Source organism: Acidiferrobacterales bacterium (assembly GCA_028820695.1).
Classification (GTDB): Bacteria; Pseudomonadota; Gammaproteobacteria; order Arenicellales; family JAJDZL01; genus JAJDZL01.
Genome location: JAPPIB010000050.1, coordinates 155,561 through 174,897 on the forward strand (window position 1 = coordinate 155,561; position 19,337 = coordinate 174,897).

At 52.2% G+C, this 19,337-nt stretch carries 16 protein-coding genes; 14 read left to right on the forward strand and 2 right to left on the reverse strand.

What is annotated here, in order from left to right:
* The 10 genes from leuS (at position 1) to OXI60_08990 (ending at position 12,056) form a co-directional block, all read left to right on the forward strand.
* Positions 1 to 2,502 (forward strand): leucine--tRNA ligase, encoded by a 2,502-nt coding sequence (gene leuS / locus OXI60_08945; GenBank protein MDE0309938.1) that lies wholly within the window; start codon positions 1 to 3, stop codon positions 2,500 to 2,502.
* Positions 2,503 to 2,510: 8 nt separating this feature from the next.
* Positions 2,511 to 3,020, forward strand: a complete 510-nt coding sequence (locus tag OXI60_08950) for a hypothetical protein (protein ID MDE0309939.1) — start codon at positions 2,511 to 2,513, stop codon at positions 3,018 to 3,020.
* A gap of 20 nt (positions 3,021 to 3,040) precedes the next feature.
* Positions 3,041 to 4,102 (forward strand): DNA polymerase III subunit delta, encoded by a 1,062-nt coding sequence (gene holA, locus OXI60_08955; GenBank protein MDE0309940.1) that lies wholly within the window; start codon positions 3,041 to 3,043, stop codon positions 4,100 to 4,102.
* A 397-nt stretch (positions 4,103 to 4,499) separates the two neighbouring features.
* Entirely contained in the window at positions 4,500 to 5,780 is a 1,281-nt protein-coding gene (locus OXI60_08960; GenBank protein ID MDE0309941.1) for a glutamate-5-semialdehyde dehydrogenase, read from the forward strand.
* A gap of 83 nt (positions 5,781 to 5,863) precedes the next feature.
* Positions 5,864 to 6,508, forward strand: coding sequence for a nicotinate-nucleotide adenylyltransferase (nadD, locus tag OXI60_08965; GenBank protein MDE0309942.1), 645 nt, complete (start codon positions 5,864 to 5,866; stop codon positions 6,506 to 6,508).
* Positions 6,509 to 6,874, forward strand: a complete 366-nt coding sequence (rsfS, locus tag OXI60_08970; GenBank protein MDE0309943.1) for a ribosome silencing factor — start codon at positions 6,509 to 6,511, stop codon at positions 6,872 to 6,874.
* Between the two features lie 44 nt (positions 6,875 to 6,918).
* Positions 6,919 to 7,578, forward strand: coding sequence for a Maf family protein (locus tag OXI60_08975; protein MDE0309944.1), 660 nt, complete (start codon positions 6,919 to 6,921; stop codon positions 7,576 to 7,578).
* A 52-nt stretch (positions 7,579 to 7,630) separates the two neighbouring features.
* Complete coding sequence (locus OXI60_08980) at positions 7,631 to 10,900, forward strand: DUF3971 domain-containing protein (GenBank protein ID MDE0309945.1); 3,270 nt, start codon at positions 7,631 to 7,633, stop codon at positions 10,898 to 10,900.
* 2 nt (positions 10,901 to 10,902) lie between these two features.
* Positions 10,903 to 11,256: a hypothetical protein gene (locus OXI60_08985; GenBank protein MDE0309946.1), complete on the forward strand. Its 354-nt coding sequence runs from the start codon at positions 10,903 to 10,905 to the stop codon at positions 11,254 to 11,256.
* Positions 11,253 to 12,056: a carbon-nitrogen hydrolase family protein gene (locus OXI60_08990; protein ID MDE0309947.1), complete on the forward strand. Its 804-nt coding sequence runs from the start codon at positions 11,253 to 11,255 to the stop codon at positions 12,054 to 12,056. Before OXI60_08985 ends, OXI60_08990 begins: the two co-directional genes overlap by 4 nt.
* Positions 12,057 to 12,090: 34 nt before the next feature.
* Here OXI60_08990 and OXI60_08995 read toward each other — a convergent pair whose 3' ends face one another.
* Both OXI60_08995 and OXI60_09000 read right to left on the reverse strand, forming a co-directional pair.
* Positions 12,091 to 12,825, reverse strand: coding sequence for a hypothetical protein (locus OXI60_08995; GenBank protein ID MDE0309948.1), 735 nt, complete (start codon positions 12,823 to 12,825; stop codon positions 12,091 to 12,093).
* Positions 12,818 to 13,786, reverse strand: a complete 969-nt coding sequence (locus OXI60_09000) for a DNA cytosine methyltransferase (protein MDE0309949.1) — start codon at positions 13,784 to 13,786, stop codon at positions 12,818 to 12,820. The genes OXI60_08995 and OXI60_09000 overlap by 8 nt, the downstream gene beginning before the upstream one ends.
* Positions 13,787 to 14,315: 529 nt before the next feature.
* Here OXI60_09000 and tldD point away from each other — a divergent pair.
* The 4 genes from tldD to aspS are packed head-to-tail and all read left to right on the forward strand — an operon-like array spanning position 14,316 to position 19,325.
* The gene (gene tldD / locus OXI60_09005; protein MDE0309950.1) at positions 14,316 to 15,764 is read left to right on the forward strand and encodes a metalloprotease TldD; all 1,449 of its coding nucleotides are present in this window, start codon (positions 14,316 to 14,318) and stop codon (positions 15,762 to 15,764) included.
* Between the two features lie 9 nt (positions 15,765 to 15,773).
* The gene (gene pmbA / locus OXI60_09010) at positions 15,774 to 17,120 is read left to right on the forward strand and encodes a metalloprotease PmbA (GenBank protein MDE0309951.1); all 1,347 of its coding nucleotides are present in this window, start codon (positions 15,774 to 15,776) and stop codon (positions 17,118 to 17,120) included.
* 51 nt (positions 17,121 to 17,171) lie between these two features.
* A complete protein-coding gene (locus OXI60_09015; protein ID MDE0309952.1) occupies positions 17,172 to 17,498 on the forward strand; it encodes a zinc ribbon domain-containing protein in 327 nt (108 codons plus the stop codon).
* Positions 17,499 to 17,522: 24 nt separating this feature from the next.
* Complete coding sequence (gene aspS, locus OXI60_09020) at positions 17,523 to 19,325, forward strand: aspartate--tRNA ligase (protein ID MDE0309953.1); 1,803 nt, start codon at positions 17,523 to 17,525, stop codon at positions 19,323 to 19,325.
* Positions 19,326 to 19,337: the final 12 nt, after the last annotated feature.

Here is a 19,337-nt window from a genome sequence, read left to right on the forward strand (position 1 = left end):
ATGACTGACGAATATATCCCCGAGCAGGTAGAAACTTCGGCCCAGAATTTCTGGTCCGACAATCGGAGTTTTGAGGTGACAGAAGATCCCGGCCGGGAGAAATTCTATTGCCTCAGCATGTTCCCGTATCCCTCCGGCGCATTGCACATGGGGCATGTTCGAAATTATTCGATCGGCGATGCAATGAGTCGATACCAGAGGATGCTCGGCAAGAATGTCCTTCAGCCGATGGGGTGGGATGCTTTCGGGCTTCCGGCGGAAAATGCCGCAATTGCCAAGGGTGTGCCCGCGGCCCGCTGGACCTACGAAAATATCGCCGATATGAAACGGCAGCTCAAGCGACTGGGATTCGCTTATGACTGGTCCCGTGAACTTGCAACCTGCAAACCCGAATACTATCGCTGGGAACAATGGTTTTTCACGCGCTTGATCGAAAAGAATCTTGCCTATCGCAAGATGGCGATCGTGAATTGGGATCCCGTTGAGCAGACCGTATTGGCGAACGAGCAGGTGGACAGCACCGGACGGGGGTGGCGCTCGGGCGCGTTGGTCGAAAGAAGGGAGATCCCCCAGTGGTTTATTCGCATCACGGCTTATGCCGACGAACTGCTGGATGAACTGGACAATATGCCCGGCTGGCCGGAATCGGTCAAGACCATGCAGAGAAACTGGATTGGTCGCTCAGAGGGTGTTGAGTTTGATATCGAGGTTGAGGACGGACACCCGCCGATGCGTGTTTTCACGACCCGGCCCGACACTGTCATGGGGATAACCTACACTGCGATTGCACCGGAATATCCGCTGGCACAGCACTTTGCCAAATTAGATTCCGACGTTGCGAAGTTCATCGAGTCGTGTAAGAAATACAACACCTCGGAAGCCGCCATGGAAACCATGGAAAAGGTCGGCATGCGGCTGCCGATCAGCGCGATTCATCCGGTCAGCGGCGAGAGAATTCCGATATTCATCGCCAACTTCGTGCTGATCACCTACGGAACCGGTGCCATCATGGCAGTTCCGGGACATGATCAACGCGATTGGGAGTTCGCCCGCAAGTACGATCTGGATATTCGAAAAGTTGTACGACCGGCCAGAGGTGATGTGGATCTCGATCAAGGGGCCTATGTGGACAAGGTGAATACCGAATCGTGCAACTCAGGACAGTTTGATGGCCTTGACTTTGAAGGCTGTTTTGATTCGACCGCTGATTTCCTTACGCACCATGCCAATGGTGAGCGCAAGATCAATTATCGCCTCAGGGACTGGGGAGTATCCAGACAGCGATATTGGGGCTGTCCCGTTCCAGTGATCTATGACTCCGACGGCAACCCTCATGCGGTGCCGGACGAGGATCTTCCAGTCGTATTGCCGGAGGACGTCGAGTTCAAGGGTGTACAGTCACCCATCCGGGACGATCCGGCGTTTTTGGACGCTGAGGTGCCGGGAACAGATCTTCAGGGCCGGCGCGAGACAGATACTTTTGATACGTTCGTCGAATCGTCGTGGTATTTTGCCAGATTCTGCACTCCCGGTGTTGAATCCAAGGTTGACCACCGTGCGAACTACTGGCTGCCGGTGGATCATTACATTGGTGGCATCGAGCACGCGGTATTGCATCTTCTCTATGCGAGGATGTATCACAAAATGATGCGCGATCTTGGACTGCTTGATTCCGATGAGCCCTTTACCAATCTGCTGACACAGGGCATGGTTCTGAAAGATGGATCAAAGATGTCGAAGTCCGTCGGCAATGTGGTCGATCCGCAACAGATGATTGACCGATTCGGTGCCGACAGTGTGCGGCTGTTCATACTGTTTGCATCACCGCCGCATCAGACTCTGGAATGGAATGATGAGGCATTGGGCGGCGCCTATCGGTTTCTGAATCGTTTGTGGAACCTCGTCATCAGATTTCAGGAATCCATCACAGGCATCTGCAAACCCGATGGCCGCAGCAGCCTTGACGACTTTGACTGGGCTCATGGAATCAAAGATGATGCAGTCAGGGAACTGAGGCTGCGTACCCATCAGCTGCTGCAGCGAATCAGCTACGACTTCAATCGGCATCAATACAATACTGCGATCGCTGCCTGCATGGAAATTGTAAACGTGGTTTCGACGTTTGATTCGGACCACTCAACATCTGAGTCGACCGATCGGCTAAGGGCGGTCGCAGAAGCAATATTCGTATTGTTGCGCGTGCTGTCACCCATAGCGCCGCACATCTGCCATGAATTATGGGTTCGTCTGGGAATATCCGAACCGTTGATTGACGCGCCGTGGCCGCAAGTCGACAGTACTGCCTTGGTACAGTCGGCAATTACGGTGCCGGTACAGGTCAATGGTCGGCTTCGCGGTCAGATTGAAATCAGTGTCGAGGCATCGGATGAGCAGATCTCGGCCATCGCGCTTGACAATGCCGGCGTACAAAGACATGTCGGCGACAAGCCGGTTCGTAGGATAATTATTGTTCCACAGAAGATGGTCAATGTAATCATATGAGGTCGAGTATGAAATCCCTTACGAAGTTATTGGTATTGGTACTTGCAGGCTTGCTGGTGTCAGGTTGCGGATTTCAATTGCGCGGTTCGGACGGTTCCTCGTCGACAATGTCGGTCAACTATGACTATTCCATAACCATTCGGACAGCCAATCCGGAATTTCGCTTGAAGCTGGCCGAGAGTTTGGCCGGGCTTGAATTCAACGTTGTCGGATACGATGGCGACTATCTCGTAGAAGTTTTCGACGAGCAATACACCGAAGACGATTTCGAGGATGTCGACGATAGCCTGACATTGAATATCAAGACTCTGGAATATTCGATCCAATTCCGCCTGAAGGAACCTGGCCAGGATGAGATGATGGTCTCCCAGACAATAGAACTGAGGCTTGACTACTCGAACTTCGGTGACAAGGAGGTAGCCCGTGACGTCACGACCAAGGATGCCTTGCGACGATCCCGTGAGAAAGCCGCACAACTGCTTGCCCATCGTCTGGTAGCAATAATTCAGGGTCAATAAGGGCGCAGGCTACCGTTGCCATGCTAATGGATAGAGCTGAACTCGCCCGCCGGCTCAAGGAAAAAGTTGATTTCCGGTATTTCATCTTTGGCAAGGAGCTTTTTCTGGTCGAGCGATGTTGCAGTATCATCCGGGAGCATGCAAAAGAGCAGGGCTACTCGGAAAGGATCGTGATGACTGCCAACGCGGACTTTGACTGGCAGTTGCTCAATGACTATCTCACCGAGCAGTCGCTTTTCGCATCAAGAAAACTCATTGAGTTAAGGCTCCCTGCCAGCGGGAGGCCAGGCCAACAGGGTGCGGCGGCCCTGACCGCTTGCCTGGACAATCAGAATTCAGACGCAATGGTGCTGGTGATCGGCGGAGCAATTGATTCCAGCGCCCGCAGTTCCAAATGGTTCAAGCAGTGCGTTCAAGAGGCCACCGCAGTCGATAACCGCGAATTGAACTTCAGGGAATTTCAGGAGTGGATCAAAAGCTTTTTTGACCGCAACGGGTTCACTTACGACCGCGAGGTGATCAGCCGGTTTGCCTATTACTTCGAAGGCAACATGCTGGCTGCCGCCAACGAAATGCGCAAACTTAAACTCAGCCATGACGAAAGCCGCCTGACACTTGAGAGATTCGAGCAGATGGTTGTTGACCAGGCGAGGTTCAATGTGTTCTCGCTCACTGATGCCTGTCTGGCCGGTGATTCCGCACGGGGCGTTCGCCTGCTGCATAGCCTGAAGACAGAGGGAGTCGAACCTGTGGTGGTGCTGATGACAATGGCTCGGGAAGCAAGAATTGTCTACAAGATTGCAGTTGCGACTGACCGGCGATTGCCATTGGCGCAGATATTCAAGGAATTGCGAATTTGGAAGTCTCGGGAAAATCTGATTCGTGAAGCTGCAGGAAGACTCGGCGTCGGCGGCAGTGCGAGGTGCCTGCGTCGGTTGGCACGGGTCGACCGCATTGTGAAGGGTCGCGACGATCCGCCGGTCGGCGGCAGCATCTGGTATGAGTTCGAGAGAATCATTCTCGAAATGTGCCGTTCGCGGGCGAAGCCAACTGCACCTGCAAGATTTGCCAGGGTTCGCTGACGTCAATTCCAAAGCGCGTGAGGATGCGAGCGCGTCCTGATTCCGGAAAATTCATCGTGACGGCTGCGACGCAATTCATTTCGCTGCAAAGTCCCCGGCCGACGGGATCATCTGACCGGAATCGGCACAACAGCACTTCAAGCGCCCCTTCCGGTTCTCTGAAGTCCGTCGCAACGAAAGTGCCTCGACATTTAACATTGACTAGACTGAATTGTTGCGTACAATTGAATCATGTGCACTGGATCGGCGAACGTGACATCAGCGGCATTGATACGTCCGGAAATTTCAGTCAGAATCCAGGTCCGACACGGATCGGATCGAATGCGTCGCGTATGGAATAGCACTTTTCCTGCATTAATCCCCGACCCGTGCTGAACACCAGCCAGTAGGAATTGCATTGAACACCCAGTTACAACAGGAATTTGATGTCGGTACCTATGTGACCCTGTTGGCATCGGCTGCGCGAGCGGCATCCTATGGACTTGCCCGCTCTTCGACCGATCAGCGCAATCACGCGTTGTTGACTGCCGCGAAGTCAATCGAATCCAGTTCAATCAGCATTCAGAAGGCCAACCAGATTGATCTCGGACTCGGTCGCGACAAAAATCTGTCCGATGCGATGCTGGACCGCCTGGAACTGACAGATTCCAGAATCAAGGCGATGGCCGATGGGTTGAGGCAGACGGCACAGTTGCCGGACCCGGTGGGTGAAATTTCCGGAATCATCCAACGTCCGTCAGGTATTCGGGTAGGGCGCATGCGCGTACCGCTGGGTGTCATCGGTATCATCTACGAGTCCCGTCCGAACGTGACAGCAGACGCAGGCGCGCTGTGCCTCAAGTCGGGTAACGCAGTAATACTCCGGGGAGGTTCTGAAGCATTCAACTCCAATCGTGCGATCGTTTCGTGCTTGCGTTCCGGACTTGAGTCAGGCGGGCTCAATGCTGATGCGCTCCAGTACGTCGAAACGACGAACAGAAGCGCAATCGACGAAATGGTGACGCTGCACCAATTCATTGATGTGATTGTCCCCCGGGGTGGCAAGGGATTGATTGAGAGGATCGCGGCCCGGTCCGCAATTCCGGTGCTCAAGCATCTTGATGGGGTTTGCCATGTCTATGTTGACGATGACGCTGATATGGACAAGGCAGTTCCAATTGTGATGAATTCAAAAACCCATCGATACGGTGTCTGCAATGCCATTGAGACTCTTCTCGTGTCCGAGCGGGTTGCAAACGACCTATTGTCCCGGGTGGTTCCGATGCTGACTGAAAAGGGTGTTGAACTGCGTGGTTGCGAGAACAGCCGCCGCTTGTTTCCGCAAATGCTGGCGGCGAATGAAAATGACTGGTACGAAGAGTATCTGGCACCGATTTTGGCGGTCCGGATCGTCGATGGCCTGGATCAGGCGATCGATCATATCCGGAAGTATGGCTCCGAACACACCGACTCGATCGTGACAGAAAGTATCGTTCATGCTGAACGTTTTCTCAGGGAAGTGGACTCAAGTTCGGTCATGGTCAATGCCTCGACACGGTTTGCAGACGGTTTCGAATACGGACTCGGCGCTGAGATCGGAATCAGTACCAACAAGCTCCACGCCCGCGGGCCGGTAGGACTTGAAGGACTTACCATGCAGAAATTTGTCGTATATGGAGACGGCACAATCAGAGAATAGATCTTGATCTTTGCCCCTATCTTCACCGACCTGTGTAATCAGGCTGTCGTCCGAGTCGGAGCCGATGACGAAGTATCGTGCAGATGAAACCGATCGGAGTATTCGGTGGCACCTTTGATCCGATACATTTTGGTCATATAAGACCAATGCTGGAGATCCGCGAATCTACGGGAATTTCTCAGGTTCATTACATTCCGAATTCCCGTCCCGGACACCGCGATCAGCCTCAGACAGCATCCATCCATCGTTGGAACATGATGGTTCTGGCACTTGACAGTCGCCCCGACTTCGTTGCCGATGACCGGGAACTGCGACGGGCCGGAATGTCATATATGGTGACGACTCTGCGTTCGCTGCGAAGTGAATTCGCGTTGCGTCCACTATGTCTGATTCTGGGAATGGATGCATTCCTGCATATCCATCGCTGGTACTGGTGGGCGGATGTCCTGAAACTCGCGAACATCATCGTAATGAATCGTCCGGGTGCGGATTTTCCGAATCAACTTCCCGGATGGTGGCTGCAGGCGCTGGAGTTCAATCCCTGGATACTGCACAGGAAAATGTCGGGGTGCATACTTCACGTTGCCGTGGAACGGGTGAACATATCCGCCACCGAGTTGAGAAGCAGGATTGCGCGGGGAGACGACTGCTCTGAGTCGCTGCCAGAATCTGTGTACGAATACATCAACAAGCACAATCTCTACCAAAGTACAGGAGGAACACCATAGTTGAAGTCCAATCCAATTCTTGAGGCGATCATGGAAGCGATCGGGAACGCAAAGGGACTGAACATCAGCGTCCTTGACGTTCAGGAAATGACAGATATTTCCGATCACATGATCATCGTTACCGGCTCTTCAAATCGCCATGTCAAGGCGATTATGAACACTGTTGTCGACGAATTACGCGAGTTCCGATCCAAGCCGATTGGAATTGAGGGTGAGCAGTACGCACAGTGGATTCTTTTGGATTACGGCGATGTGCTGGTGCACATCATGACCGCCGAGACTCGCGAATTCTATAACCTGGAACGTTTGTGGAAACACACACTGAAAGTTCCGTACGGCGAGAAGGTCGGGGTAGCGTCAAAGTGATTGACTGAAACGCTCAGGCATCCCATGTGAGTGAGGCCTCAACGATGAGTTGCAAGATTTTTCTGGCATCCAGTTCGCCCCAGCGACGTCGTATCCTTACAGCACTCGGATTCAGATTCTCGATCATTCATCCGCAGATCGACGAGTCAGTGACAGAAAATGAGACACCGCGCGAATATGTAACTCGACTCGCGGTTGACAAAGTGCGAAAAGGATTGACCCTGTTGCCCGACGGCACGAAAGATGCCATCGTTATTGGCGCGGACACCTGCGTCGCGATCGACGATTGCATTTTTGGGAAGCCTTGTCACCGGGAAGAGGCGCGGGACATGCTGCAGAAACTGTCGGACCGCGTACACGAGGTTCATTCGGCGGTGGCAGTGAGTCGCGGTACGCATGAGCAGTCCATGTGCGATTCGACCAGGGTTCATTTCGTCAGGCTGTCACAACAGCAACTGACTAGATACTTGCGGGATGGTGAGTACGAGAATCGAGCGGGTGCGTATGCCATTCAGGGCCAGGCCGCACAGTTCGTCTCTCGACTCGATGGATCATACAGCAGTGTTATCGGATTACCCGTGTCGCTGACCATGCAGCTTCTGAAAAATGTCGGTATGCCGGTACCCGATGAACAGTTCGCCAACACAGATTTGCAGAAAGAATTCCCTCTCACGCGGTCATGGGGTGGTGAGTATTGCATCTGATTGTGCGTACAATACACCCTGAATGGAATTAGACGAATAGACTTCTGCGCACATGAACACCTTCCTGAACCTGTCCGGGCGGATTTCCCACAAATTGTTGGTGATATTCCTGCGAATCATCGCACTCGCGAGCAGTTTCGTTTTATTGATCGTCCTGTGTCTGGCACTTGCTGTCACCAATGTAGATTCTTTCACACCCTGGCTGCTATCTGAAGCTGCCAGCCGTTCTGATGGTAGATTTTCATTCGATCAGATTGATTTTTCGTTCAGGGAGTCGTTGCCGGAATTCGAAATCCACGGACTGTCCGTCACCCGTGAATTGGATGAAGGTTCAATTTTGCTGTCGGCTGATGCGGTTCAGGTCCGATTGGCGAGTCCCTTGCTCACCAGCGAGGGTGTGCAAATTGATCAGATTGGTATTGCCAACCCTTCAGTAGACGCATCAATATCGGTCGCGAGCGGCCGCAAATCCAGTGAAACGAGCGCAATGGGGGCGCTTGCACTCAATTCATTGTTCCTGTCCGCACTGCAGTCCAATGTCCGTACGATCGACATCAGCGACGGTTCGTTCGGAGTCTTGCTGGACTCGCAGGATCTTGATGTCAGAGTACTTGGCGATTTCTCACTCGAAACCACACATACAGACCAGGGAGTCTCGATGGTTGGTAAGGTGGAATCTGAGTTGCGCAATCAATCGGTATTCTCGTTCAGACTCGATTTGACAGAACCGGTGGACGAATCAACGATGTCGAAGTTCGAGATCGATGTTGATTCGCTGGATGCCGCATGGTTGGCCGCAGCCTGGACAATCTCGGATGCCGGGAAGACAAAGATTGATCCGACCGCTCTGACAGCGGTGGCGGATGCACATATAAATGGGGAGATCGTGGATGGACACGTCGAATCAGTCAACTGGACTGTCGAGATGCGGGATCCGCAGCTCGACGGTGATATTCCGGATTCGACCGAAACTATAGCGAGTATCAAGGGAAGTTGGGAGGCCGATGATACAGGTAACAGGGTCAATACGGAGTTTGAACTCGTCAACTTGGATGCTAAAAGGATTCTGGACCTGTATCCAACTGTATTTCCACCAAAGTTCTACAAACATATGTCAGAGCGACTTGATTCGTTGTGGGTGAGACGGGCGACAGGAACCTTTGCAGGAGATCCCATGAATGCAATATTGCATAAGGATTTCGAGCAGCTGAATGTTGACGGTGATTTTCAGAACGTTAACTTCGTTTATGGAAATAAATGGCCTGCGTTACAGGATGGGAATGGAACATTCAAAGTCCGCGGCAAACGGTTGGACGTGGCGGGATCGAGTGGTGTGATTTATGGTGAGCCGATTGGCGAACTGACAGGTTATATCGAAGACTTTACAGTATCCGACCCGATTTTAAACCTGTCAGCGGAAATGGATGTACCCATGCCAATGTTGTTTGACTTTTTCGGGCCGGATGGAATTGTGTTGCCAGGCAAGACACAGGGCATTGCGGAAGGTTCCGGAACCGGCAACGTCTCACTTTCTGTGGTAGTTCCGCTAAGGCGGGGCAAGGAATATCTGATCGAGGGCGTTGCCCGACCGGGTGATATCTCTGCAGTGACCGAATATGGCCTCGAGGTATCGCAGATTCAAGGTCAGGTCAATTTCGATCGAATCGGTATCACCTCCGGAGAGCTGAGTGCCAAGGCCGTCGGAGGAGATTTCAAGACTCAATTCTACGGGTCGGGAACAAAAGGAAATTATGTTGTCCAAGGCACTGCGACTGGAAGTTCGGCAGCGGCTGAACTTGGACCGATAATCGGTTCTGCTCTTGGATCGAAACTGTCGGGTTCTTTTGAGTGGCGCGCTGATTACAGTTTTGAACCGAATGAGAACACCATCGCATTTTCGTCCCCGCTGACCGGATTGGACTCCGCATTGCCGTTTCCGTTAAAAAAAGGTCCTGGATTGCCCGTTCCGTTGCGTGCCAATATAAGAACGGTTGATGGAACTGAGCGTGAGTTCGATTTTGATCTGGCTTCAATTGTGAGTGGAAAACTGAATGCTACCTTGAGCAATCGAACCTGGAACATCCATTCGGGGTCATTGGCAATCGGTGACGCGGACCCCATCGGCACGCCGTCACCCGGTGTGCGGCTTGCCCTGTCGCTACCTGAATTGAACTATGAAGATTGGTCGAATCTTTTTGCCGATAACGAGTCGCAGTCCAAACTTCAGTTGGAGAGTCTGCAGATTGTCAAAGCGCAGTTGGGATCAGCCATAATGGCTCGAGGACGTCGGCTCAACGGGGTCAGCGCGACGATAGAAAAGAAAGACAAGTCCTGGGCAATTGAGATCGAATCCGATGAGGTTGCCGGAACAGCCGATTTCAGGAGTACCGATTTCCTTCAAGAGGGAGAATATCCGCATCTGACAGTTCGACTGTCCAAATGCCATATTCCGGAAGCGCAAAGCGATCCACCAGAGCGATCAGTCAATCCACGTAACGTACCGAACCTGGACTTTTCATGTTCTGACTTGCGCTACGGCCAATATCACTTCGGAGATAGCGTCATTCAAGCGAAGGCGACCAACGACAGCTGGCATATCGAGTCGGCTAAGTTTCAGACTCCTTCATTGTCTATCGTGGCCACCGGAGATTGGAAATACGATCAGTCGACGCGAATCGACTTCAGATTCAATTCAGCGGATCTCGGTGCGGCGATGAGTCAGCTCGGCTATCCTGGCAAGTTCGACAGCGGTGCCATCAATCTTTCCGGATATCTGACCTGGAACGACGCCCTCACCAAGTGGCAGCCAAACCTGACATCCGGTGAAGTCGGATTCGTCGCCAAGGATGGAACCGTGGTTGACGCGGCGAACAACCCCTCCACCGCGGTCGTCGGCGTATTGAATTACGACACCTTGCTTCAGAGAATCTCTGTTGACGTGAGTGATATCCTGAAAGGCGGCATCGCATTCCATAGCATCGAAGGCAAGATGACAGTTGTCGACGGGATCATCTTGGTTGATGGTGTACGCTTGAACAGCCCTTCGGTCGAGATTGTCATTCAAGGCTCGACAGATTGGACAAGAAAGGAACACAGGCTCGTCGCCGGCGCCCGATCAAATGTCGGAAAGTCGCTCACAACGATTGCCACGCTCATCAATCCCGTTCAGGGCTTGCTGACCTACCTCGCTCAGGAGTTTCTCGAGGAAATGGATGTCGAACTTTTTAAGCTGCAGTATCAAATCAGGGGACCTTGGGACGCACCGGAGGTGGAGGTGGTCAATACCCAGATACTGGCACCTGTCGACCCGGACCAATCGTAAAGATGAAAGTACTGGGAAAGTTCTTTATTTTGCTCGCGATACTCGCTGCACCGGCTGTGTGCGCCCAAAGCGAATATCAGGTGCTGATACCCAGATATGAGTGGCCCGATGACGCTTCCGCTGACGTTGTACTTCAAATACCGCAAATCCGAAGCGCGGTTGCGAAACTTCTGGAATCCGAAAACGCTCAGTTGATCATTCGCTACCCCGGCGGAGATGAGGGCAATCAATGGGCATTGGATTTGCGTGCAATGCTGGTCGGTCTGGGAATAGAGTCGAAGCACATCGTGCTTGAACCCGGCTCCGGCATAGACGAGACGATGGCTGTGATTGTAGCGCCGAAACGGGGGTCATGATGCCGCGTGTCGCGGCAATTCAGATGAATTCCGGTGACGATGTCGAGCACAATCTCAGATCGACCGAAGAACTTGTCACCGAAGCGAAACGTCAGTCTGCTGTCATTGCGGTCTTGCCGGAGTGCTTCTCGCTTATGGCACCGAACCATCAATGCAGGCTGTCCGCTGCCGAGCCTGCGGAAGGCGGCGGAACAGTCTGGACGTTTCTTTCGGACTTGGCACGGCGCGAGAAAATCTGGATTTTAGCCGCCGGTATTTTCACGCAGTGCGAAAATACCCGTAAGGTCCGCAACACGTCGTGGCTTTTCGATCATTGTGGCGAGTCGATTGCCCGATACGACAAGATCAACCTGTTTGATATCGAGTTGCCGGATGGAGAGCGCTATTCGGAGTCCAGCTATACCGTTGCTGGCAGTGAGATTGTCGCAGAGCAGACACCGGCTGGTGTTGCCGGGATCACTGTATGCTACGACCTTAGATTTCCCGCTCTTTATGAAAAGCTGACCGCAAAAGACGCGATCTGGTTTGCGATTCCTTCGGCTTTCGCATACACGACGGGTTGCAGACATTGGGAGGTTCTTTTACGCGCCAGAGCCATCGAAAATCATGCCTATGTTGTTGCCCCGGCACAATGGGGGAGACATCCTGGCGGACGAACGACCTACGGTCATACCATGATCGTAGACCCTTGGGGAGAGATTCTTGCACAACAGGGCAGGGACGATGGTGTTATCACTGCTGACTTGGATGCGGGAAGAGTCAATGAGATTCGCAAGAGGTTTTCCGAAGTGGAACAATAGGTGTCAATGTTGTGAATGCGTTAGGGTAGTGCAGTTATCTGAGATCAATCCAATCGTCACTGTATTCGATCAGTCGCTCTATACGCGAGGGCTCAACAAGAGGCACATCCCGATTGATCGCAAATCGTCTCGCAGAAGCTGGAATATTCCTCAATACTGTAAATTGTCCGCCGTGGAATTGCCACGTGAAAACATGTCTTCCACCATTCCTTTCGCAACCATTGAGATTGCCGCGAGGATTCAGACCCCATTTGTAATTGCCTGCTGCATACTGTCGAAGCTCGTCTTCAAAAATCACAAATTGCTTGGTTTCGACATTTCGAATGAGAACGACAATCCGAAGATCATTGTGTTCATTTCTCGCAGTGTTGAGACGGGCATTCCAGATTGACAATACAGCATCGCCGGTTTTCTGTAAATCCGCGTGCGGGTCACTTATCCCGAAAGAATAATCAGGTGAATTCCGACCGGAAATCAGACGTACTCGTTGTTGGCCGAACGGATTGCTGGATTGGATTGTCTTAACCGACCAAGCGGTAGTCTGAAGGGCAACATCAGCCAATCCTAGGGGACTCGCATAATCCACACCGTTTACAGCGGTTGCAAATATTTCACTGAAGTCATTGCCCGAGATATCCTTTCTGCCAATCGCTAGCCGAAGTACGATTTGCTTGCCAATCTCCCTAATGACGTATTCTGGAACTCGACCAATCGGCCATGGACCGGACTGAGAACCGCGGACACCGCGTAATCTCGGGTAGTCAAGCATTTACTAACTTGCGGATAACAGCTTTCACCATCGGGACCGGTACTGCATTTCCCGCCTGCTTGCGTGCCTGGGCGTCGACTTCGTGCAAATTGAAACTGTCTGGGAATCCCTGCAGGCGGAACATTTCTCGCGGTGTCAACCGACGCACTCCATTGACCAGCAGGTAGTTATAACTTGCCCCAGCACGCAAGGCGCATGAAAACGGGTGGCTGGAAACATTGCCCCCTTTGTTCTCATGCCAGATTGACGGTATGGTATCGGCTTGGTGTGCCTTTTGCCTCGAGTTTCTGATTCTATCGCTGACATAGTGCCGCTTGTCAGGCGACTTTTCCAACAATTCTGATAGCGGCTTCATGGATATGTTTGGCTCAGGCCAGTCAAAATCAGTCAGCCCATCAATCCGGCCAACGATCAGGACTCGCTCCCTTCTTTGTGGCAATCCATAGTCCAATGCGTTTAGAACACGGAAGTCAACTTCGTAATCCAGCGACTGCAGCACGGAAATAATGCGGTCCATGATCCGTCCACCATCTGAAGTAACGAGTTGCTTGACATTCTCCAATACGAATGCTGCCGGGCGTTTGCGCTCCAGTATCCTCGCGATGTCGAAGAAAAGTGTTCCTCTTGTATCCGAAAATCCCCGACGGTTGCCTATGATGCTAAACGGCTGGCAGGGGAATCCGGCACATAGCAAATCATGGTCAGGCACATCGGACGCATCGATGCAAGTAATATCACCATTCGGGGGAATACCAAAATTAGACTTGTAAACGCTGCGTGCCGGCTTGTCAATTTCGCTGGCGAATACGCATTCAAGACCAACCGCAGCAGCAGCGATGTGAAATCCGCCGACTCCACAAAACAAATCGATGAATGTATTCAGGCTGCGTCCCTGAGTACTTGCATGCCCAATGATGCGTGAATGTGTGGAAACACTGTCTGTCCGTGTTGGAGAATTCATCTGTGATTGATTACTAACTCCGGACATTATCAAGGTGAGTAACGTTTTGTATTGCGGGCCGATCTCATACCTGGAATACGTTTATCCATACCAAAACATTGGAGGATCACTCACCATTGATTTTACAACGCGCGGTACGGTACAAAACCAGCATTCATTGACAAGCGGGTGGAATACGTCACTTCACTAATTTTATCACTTTGCAACAATATCCTGTCCTCGTTCGCATTTGATGAGACTGCAGTAAGGCAGCGAGTGCGGGTTGATTGAATTTCAGATTATAGTTTTCCAAGGAGACGAGTTGTCCGAGTGATTGATGGGGCTGGTGATTGTCGGGTTGCACCCACCGCGAGTTGCTATAATTCCCGAGCGGCTCATTTCCGTTGTCAGATTGAGTTCCGCACGTCCGATGCGGTTCATATTCATTGGAATGTCTCCCTCGGACCTATAACGATTTTGAAATCTCCAATCAATTGATAATATTAGAGAATTGATGTTCTGAATAAAGTGTCAGGAAAGTTCTTCGAAAATGGACAATTACATTGAGCGGGCCCGCGCAACCTTACTGAATCCGGTCGAGATGGGCGATCGGGAATTGGATACCCTGCTTGGCAAAATGACGGGCAGGGACATAGATCACGCGGATCTTTATTTCCAATTCACGCGTCAGGAAAGTTGGGTGCTTGAAGAGGGAATCGTGAAGTCTGGCAGCTACAATGTTGACAAGGGTGTTGGGCTCAGGGCCGTGAGCGGCGACAAGTCAGGATTTGCCTTTTCGGACGACCTGAGGTTCCCGACTCTTGCCCAGGCGGCCGAGTCAGCTCGCGGAATCTCGCAGGGATTGGGCTCAGGCCGAATCGCTGCCGCAGCGCGCCGGTCGGTCAATGCGCCGATTCTTTATGAACCTCATGATCCACTCGCTAGCATCTCGGATGCGGACAAGGTGTCATTGCTCGAGCGTGTCGAGCAAGAGGCAAGGAAGGCTGACCCCAGAGTCAGTCAGGTAATCGCGAATCTGGCAGGGTCACATGAGATCGTGATGGTTGTGCGAGCGGACGGAGAAGTCTGCGCGGACGTTCGTCCGCTGGTACGTTTGACAGTCAATGTGGTGGCACAGAGCAACGGGCGTCGCGAACAGGGCAGTTTCAGTGGGGGTTCTCGGGGAACATACGACTCTCTGACAAATGATGATGTCGCTCTCGGATATGCCCGCGAAGCGGTCAGACAGGCATTGGTCAATCTCGAATCGATTAACGCGCCGGCGGGAACGATGGATGTTGTTCTCGGACCCGGTTGGCCTGGAATTATTCTGCATGAAGCGGTCGGTCACGGGTTGGAGGGGGATTTCAACCGAAAGGGCACATCTGCCTACGCCGGACGGGTTGGGGAAAAGGTTGCATCCGAATTGTGCACGATCGTCGATGATGGAACGATCGCCAATAGGCGGGGGTCGCTGACCATTGATGACGAGGGCACGCCGTCAATGAATTCAGTCCTGATCGAAAACGGAATCCTGAAAGGTTACATGCAGGATTTGACCAATGCGAGACTGATGGGACAGCCGGCTACCGGCAATGGTCGTCGCCAATCGTTCCGACATCAGCCAATGCCCCGGATGACAAATACGTATATGCTGCCGGGCGACTCGACTCATGACGAGATAATCGGCTCCGTTGACAAGGGTCTGTACGCTGTCAGTTTTTCCGGAGGTCAGGTGGACATAACGTCTGGCGAGTTTGTATTTTCCGCAACAGAAGCCTATCTGATCGAAAAAGGGAAAGTATCGCATCCCGTCAAGGGTGTGACCCTCATCGGCAACGGGCCGGATGTCCTTAACCGTATTACGATGGTTGGAAACAATCTGGAGTTGGATTCCGGGACCGGTACCTGCGGGAAAAACGGACAGAGTGTACCAGTGGGTGTTGGGCAGCCGACCATCAGAATCAACTCGCTGACAGTCGGCGGTGTTGAGATTTAGGTAACGAAAATGTCCGGCAACGGCCTGGTATCCGCAACCGATGGCGACGGCGTCTCCAAGTACGTCGTACAAGCCCTGGATTACGCATCGAAGTTAGGTACTGACAGTGCTTGCGCACATGTCGGGCGCGGTAAAGGGTATGAGTTGACCGTTCGAATGGGTGAACTCGAAACCATTGAGCACCACAATGGAGGAGAGCTACGCGTTACCGTTTACATGGGACACAAGAAAGGCAGTTCCACCACTTCCGACTTCAGCGATGAGGCGATCGCCGCCACAGTCCAGGCGGCAAAGTCAATTGCCGGATTTACCTCGGAAGATTCCTGCAATGGCTTGGCACCCAAAGATCGGTTGGCCAGCGAGTTTTCAGACCTGGACCTTTTCCACCCGTCGGATATAGACCGGGACAAAGCATTGGAGATTGCTCAGGAATGTGAATCAGCCGCAATGTCAAGCGATGCGAGAATCATCAATTCCGATGGAGCGACTGTCGAAACCCGGCAAGTAACGTCGGCGTTCGGCAATAGTGACGGATTTCTTCATGAGGAGCAATCGACATCCTACACCGTAAGCTGCTGCGTCATCGGAAAGTCTGATTCGGGGATGCAGCAGGACTATTGGTACAGCACAGGTTGTGACCCGAATCAGTTAGAAAGTGCACGGTCGATCGGATTGATGACAGCGAAGCGCACGTTACGCAGACTCGATTCCCAGCGAATCAATACCTGCGATGTGCCGGTGCTGTTTGAGGCACCGATTGCCTCTGGTCTGCTTCGTTGCCTGGTCGGCGGAATCAGCGGCAGCGCTCTTTACCGCAAGGCGAGTTTTCTGCTCGACAGTATCGGTGAGCGGATATTTCCCGAAGGAACCCGAATACATGAGCAACCGCACCTTAAGCGAGCGCTTGGAAGCGCTTTCGCGGACGCTGAAGGTGTCGCGACCGTTCCGAGAGACATTGTTTCGGATGGTGTGCTCAAAGGTTATGTGCTTGACGCTTATTCCGCGCGAAAATTAGGCATGGAAACCACCGCCAATGCAGGCGGAGTTCACAACCTGACAATTGATTCCGGAGAGCGGGATTTTGCAGGCATGCTCAAGTTGATGGATACCGGCTTGCTGGTGACGGGTTTGATGGGATTTGGCGTGAATACTGTAACCGGAAACTATTCTCAGGGTGCCCGCGGGTTCTGGGTGGAGAACGGTGAGATGCAGTATCCTGTTGAGGAATTGACCGTCGCCGGGAACCTTCGTGATATGTTTGGTGCGATTGTGGATGTTGGAAACGATGTCGATTTGCGTCACAACATCAGAACCGGTTCAATATTGATCAGCAATATGGCGGTATCGGGCGAGTGATCTGAATCCGTCCAGGATCAATACAGATAAACAAAGCAAGAACTGTCAGTCATGCCGATATACGAATACGTCTGCGAAGATTGCGATTACGAACTCGAGATCATCCAGAGAATCAAGGAAGCCCGGTTGACCCGGTGTCCGGCCTGTAACGAAGAGTCGTTACGGCGAAAATTGTCGGCTGCGGCTTTTCATCTGAAAGGGACAGGTTGGTATGAAACAGATTTCAAGACCAAGAAACCTGACGATGAAAAGTCGAAGAAATCCGAATCAGGGGATTCCAAGTCCGCTGACAGCAGTGAATCCGAAAAGAAAGATTCCACCAAGAAATCTTCCGCCTCCGACGACAAGGCTTCCAAGTCTACTGAAACCACAACCTGACAAGGTGTGAAGTTGAGCGGTTCGATGCGCACACATCAATGTGGTTCAATGGCGGGATCCGAAATCGGGGAGCGAGTCCGACTATGTGGATGGGTCAACAGCCGACGTGATCATGGCGGCGTGATTTTCATCGATCTTCGGGATTCCAGCGGGATTATGCAGATCGTGATCAATCCTGACCAGGGAGACCACTTTGAACTTGCCGAGTCGGTCCGAAACGAGTATGTACTGCAGGCTGAAGGGGTGGTGCGAAAACGTCCCGAAGGCACCGAAAATCCTGGTATTCCAACCGGGACAATCGAAGTGGTATGCGACAACCTGAAGTTGTTGAATAAAGCGGTCAACCTGCCGTTCCAACTTGACGAGGGCGATGTCAATGAGGCGGTCAGACTCCAGTATCGCTATCTGGATTTGAGACGTGACAGAATGCAGAAAAATATCCGACTGCGGCACGTATTGATCCAGACGATACGAACCTATCTCAACGACTGTTCCTTTACCGAAATCGAAACCCCGATACTCACGCGCTCGACACCCGAAGGCGCACGTGACTATCTGGTTCCCAGCCGAGTACACACCGGTTCATTTTACGCACTTCCCCAATCACCACAGATGTTCAAGCAAATGCTGGTGATCGCTGGTTTTGAGCGCTACTATCAGATTGCGCGTTGTTTTCGAGACGAGGATCTGCGGGCCGATCGACAGCTTGAATTCACTCAGCTTGACGTAGAGATGGCGTTCATCACCGAGCAGGACATCATGCAGTTGATGGAGAATCTGTTCCGAAAGGTATTCAAGAACACGATCGATACGGACCTACCCGGGAAGTTTCCGGTGATGTCCTATTCTGAAGCGCTGCATCGGTACGGGACAGACCGACCAGACCTTCGCATTCCTCATCAAATCAATGATTTGACTGAAGTTATGAAAGGTGAGGAGTTCCAAGTCTTTCGGCGTGCTGCAAATATGGAAGGTGGAAGGGTAGCCGCTTTGCGCATCCCTTCCGGCAATATCCTGACGCGGCAGCAGATCGATGACTATACCCGGTATGTTGCCGATTGGGGAGCAAAGGGACTGGCTTACATCAAGGTCAATGACAGTACATCCGGAAGGGATGGACTGCAGTCACCGATTCTCAAATTTCTGTCTGATGAGACGGTGGATGCAATTGTGGCGGAGACGTCCAGCCGAAGCGGTGACCTCATCTTTTTTGGCGCCGATCACGCATCGATCGTCAACGCGTCTTTGGGTGCGTTGCGAGTCAAGATTGCACAAGACCTGAATCAAGTCGAATCGGGTTGGCAGCCTCTGTGGATCGTAGATTTCCCGCTGGTAGAGTTTGACGAGACCGAAAAGCGTTGGCAGTCCCTGCACCACCCTTTTACCGCACCGAAGGAAGCCCATGTCTCCAATTTGGACAAATCTCCGGAGTCGGTTCTTTCAAGAGCATACGATCTGGTCCTTAACGGTGTTGAGGTTGGGGGTGGTTCGATCAGGAACCACAGCATGGAAATTCAGAACAGGATTTTCGGCCTGCTTGGGCTTGACGCGGAGGAAATTGATGCCAAGTTTGGATTTCTTCTGAACGCCCTGAAAACTGGCGCACCGCCGCATGGAGGAATCGCTTTCGGCATCGATCGGATCGCAGCGCTTCTGTCTGGCGAGGATTCAATCCGGGAAGTCATAGCGTTTCCGAAAACCCAAAGAGCTTATTGTCCCCTCACCAAGGCTCCGAATGAGATTTCGTCGGACCAACTTGACGAGCTTGAACTCAGGATAAAACCCACAGCGGCGATCGTGAATCAGCCTGCTGTAACTGAAACCTGAGTTGTCTGCAAG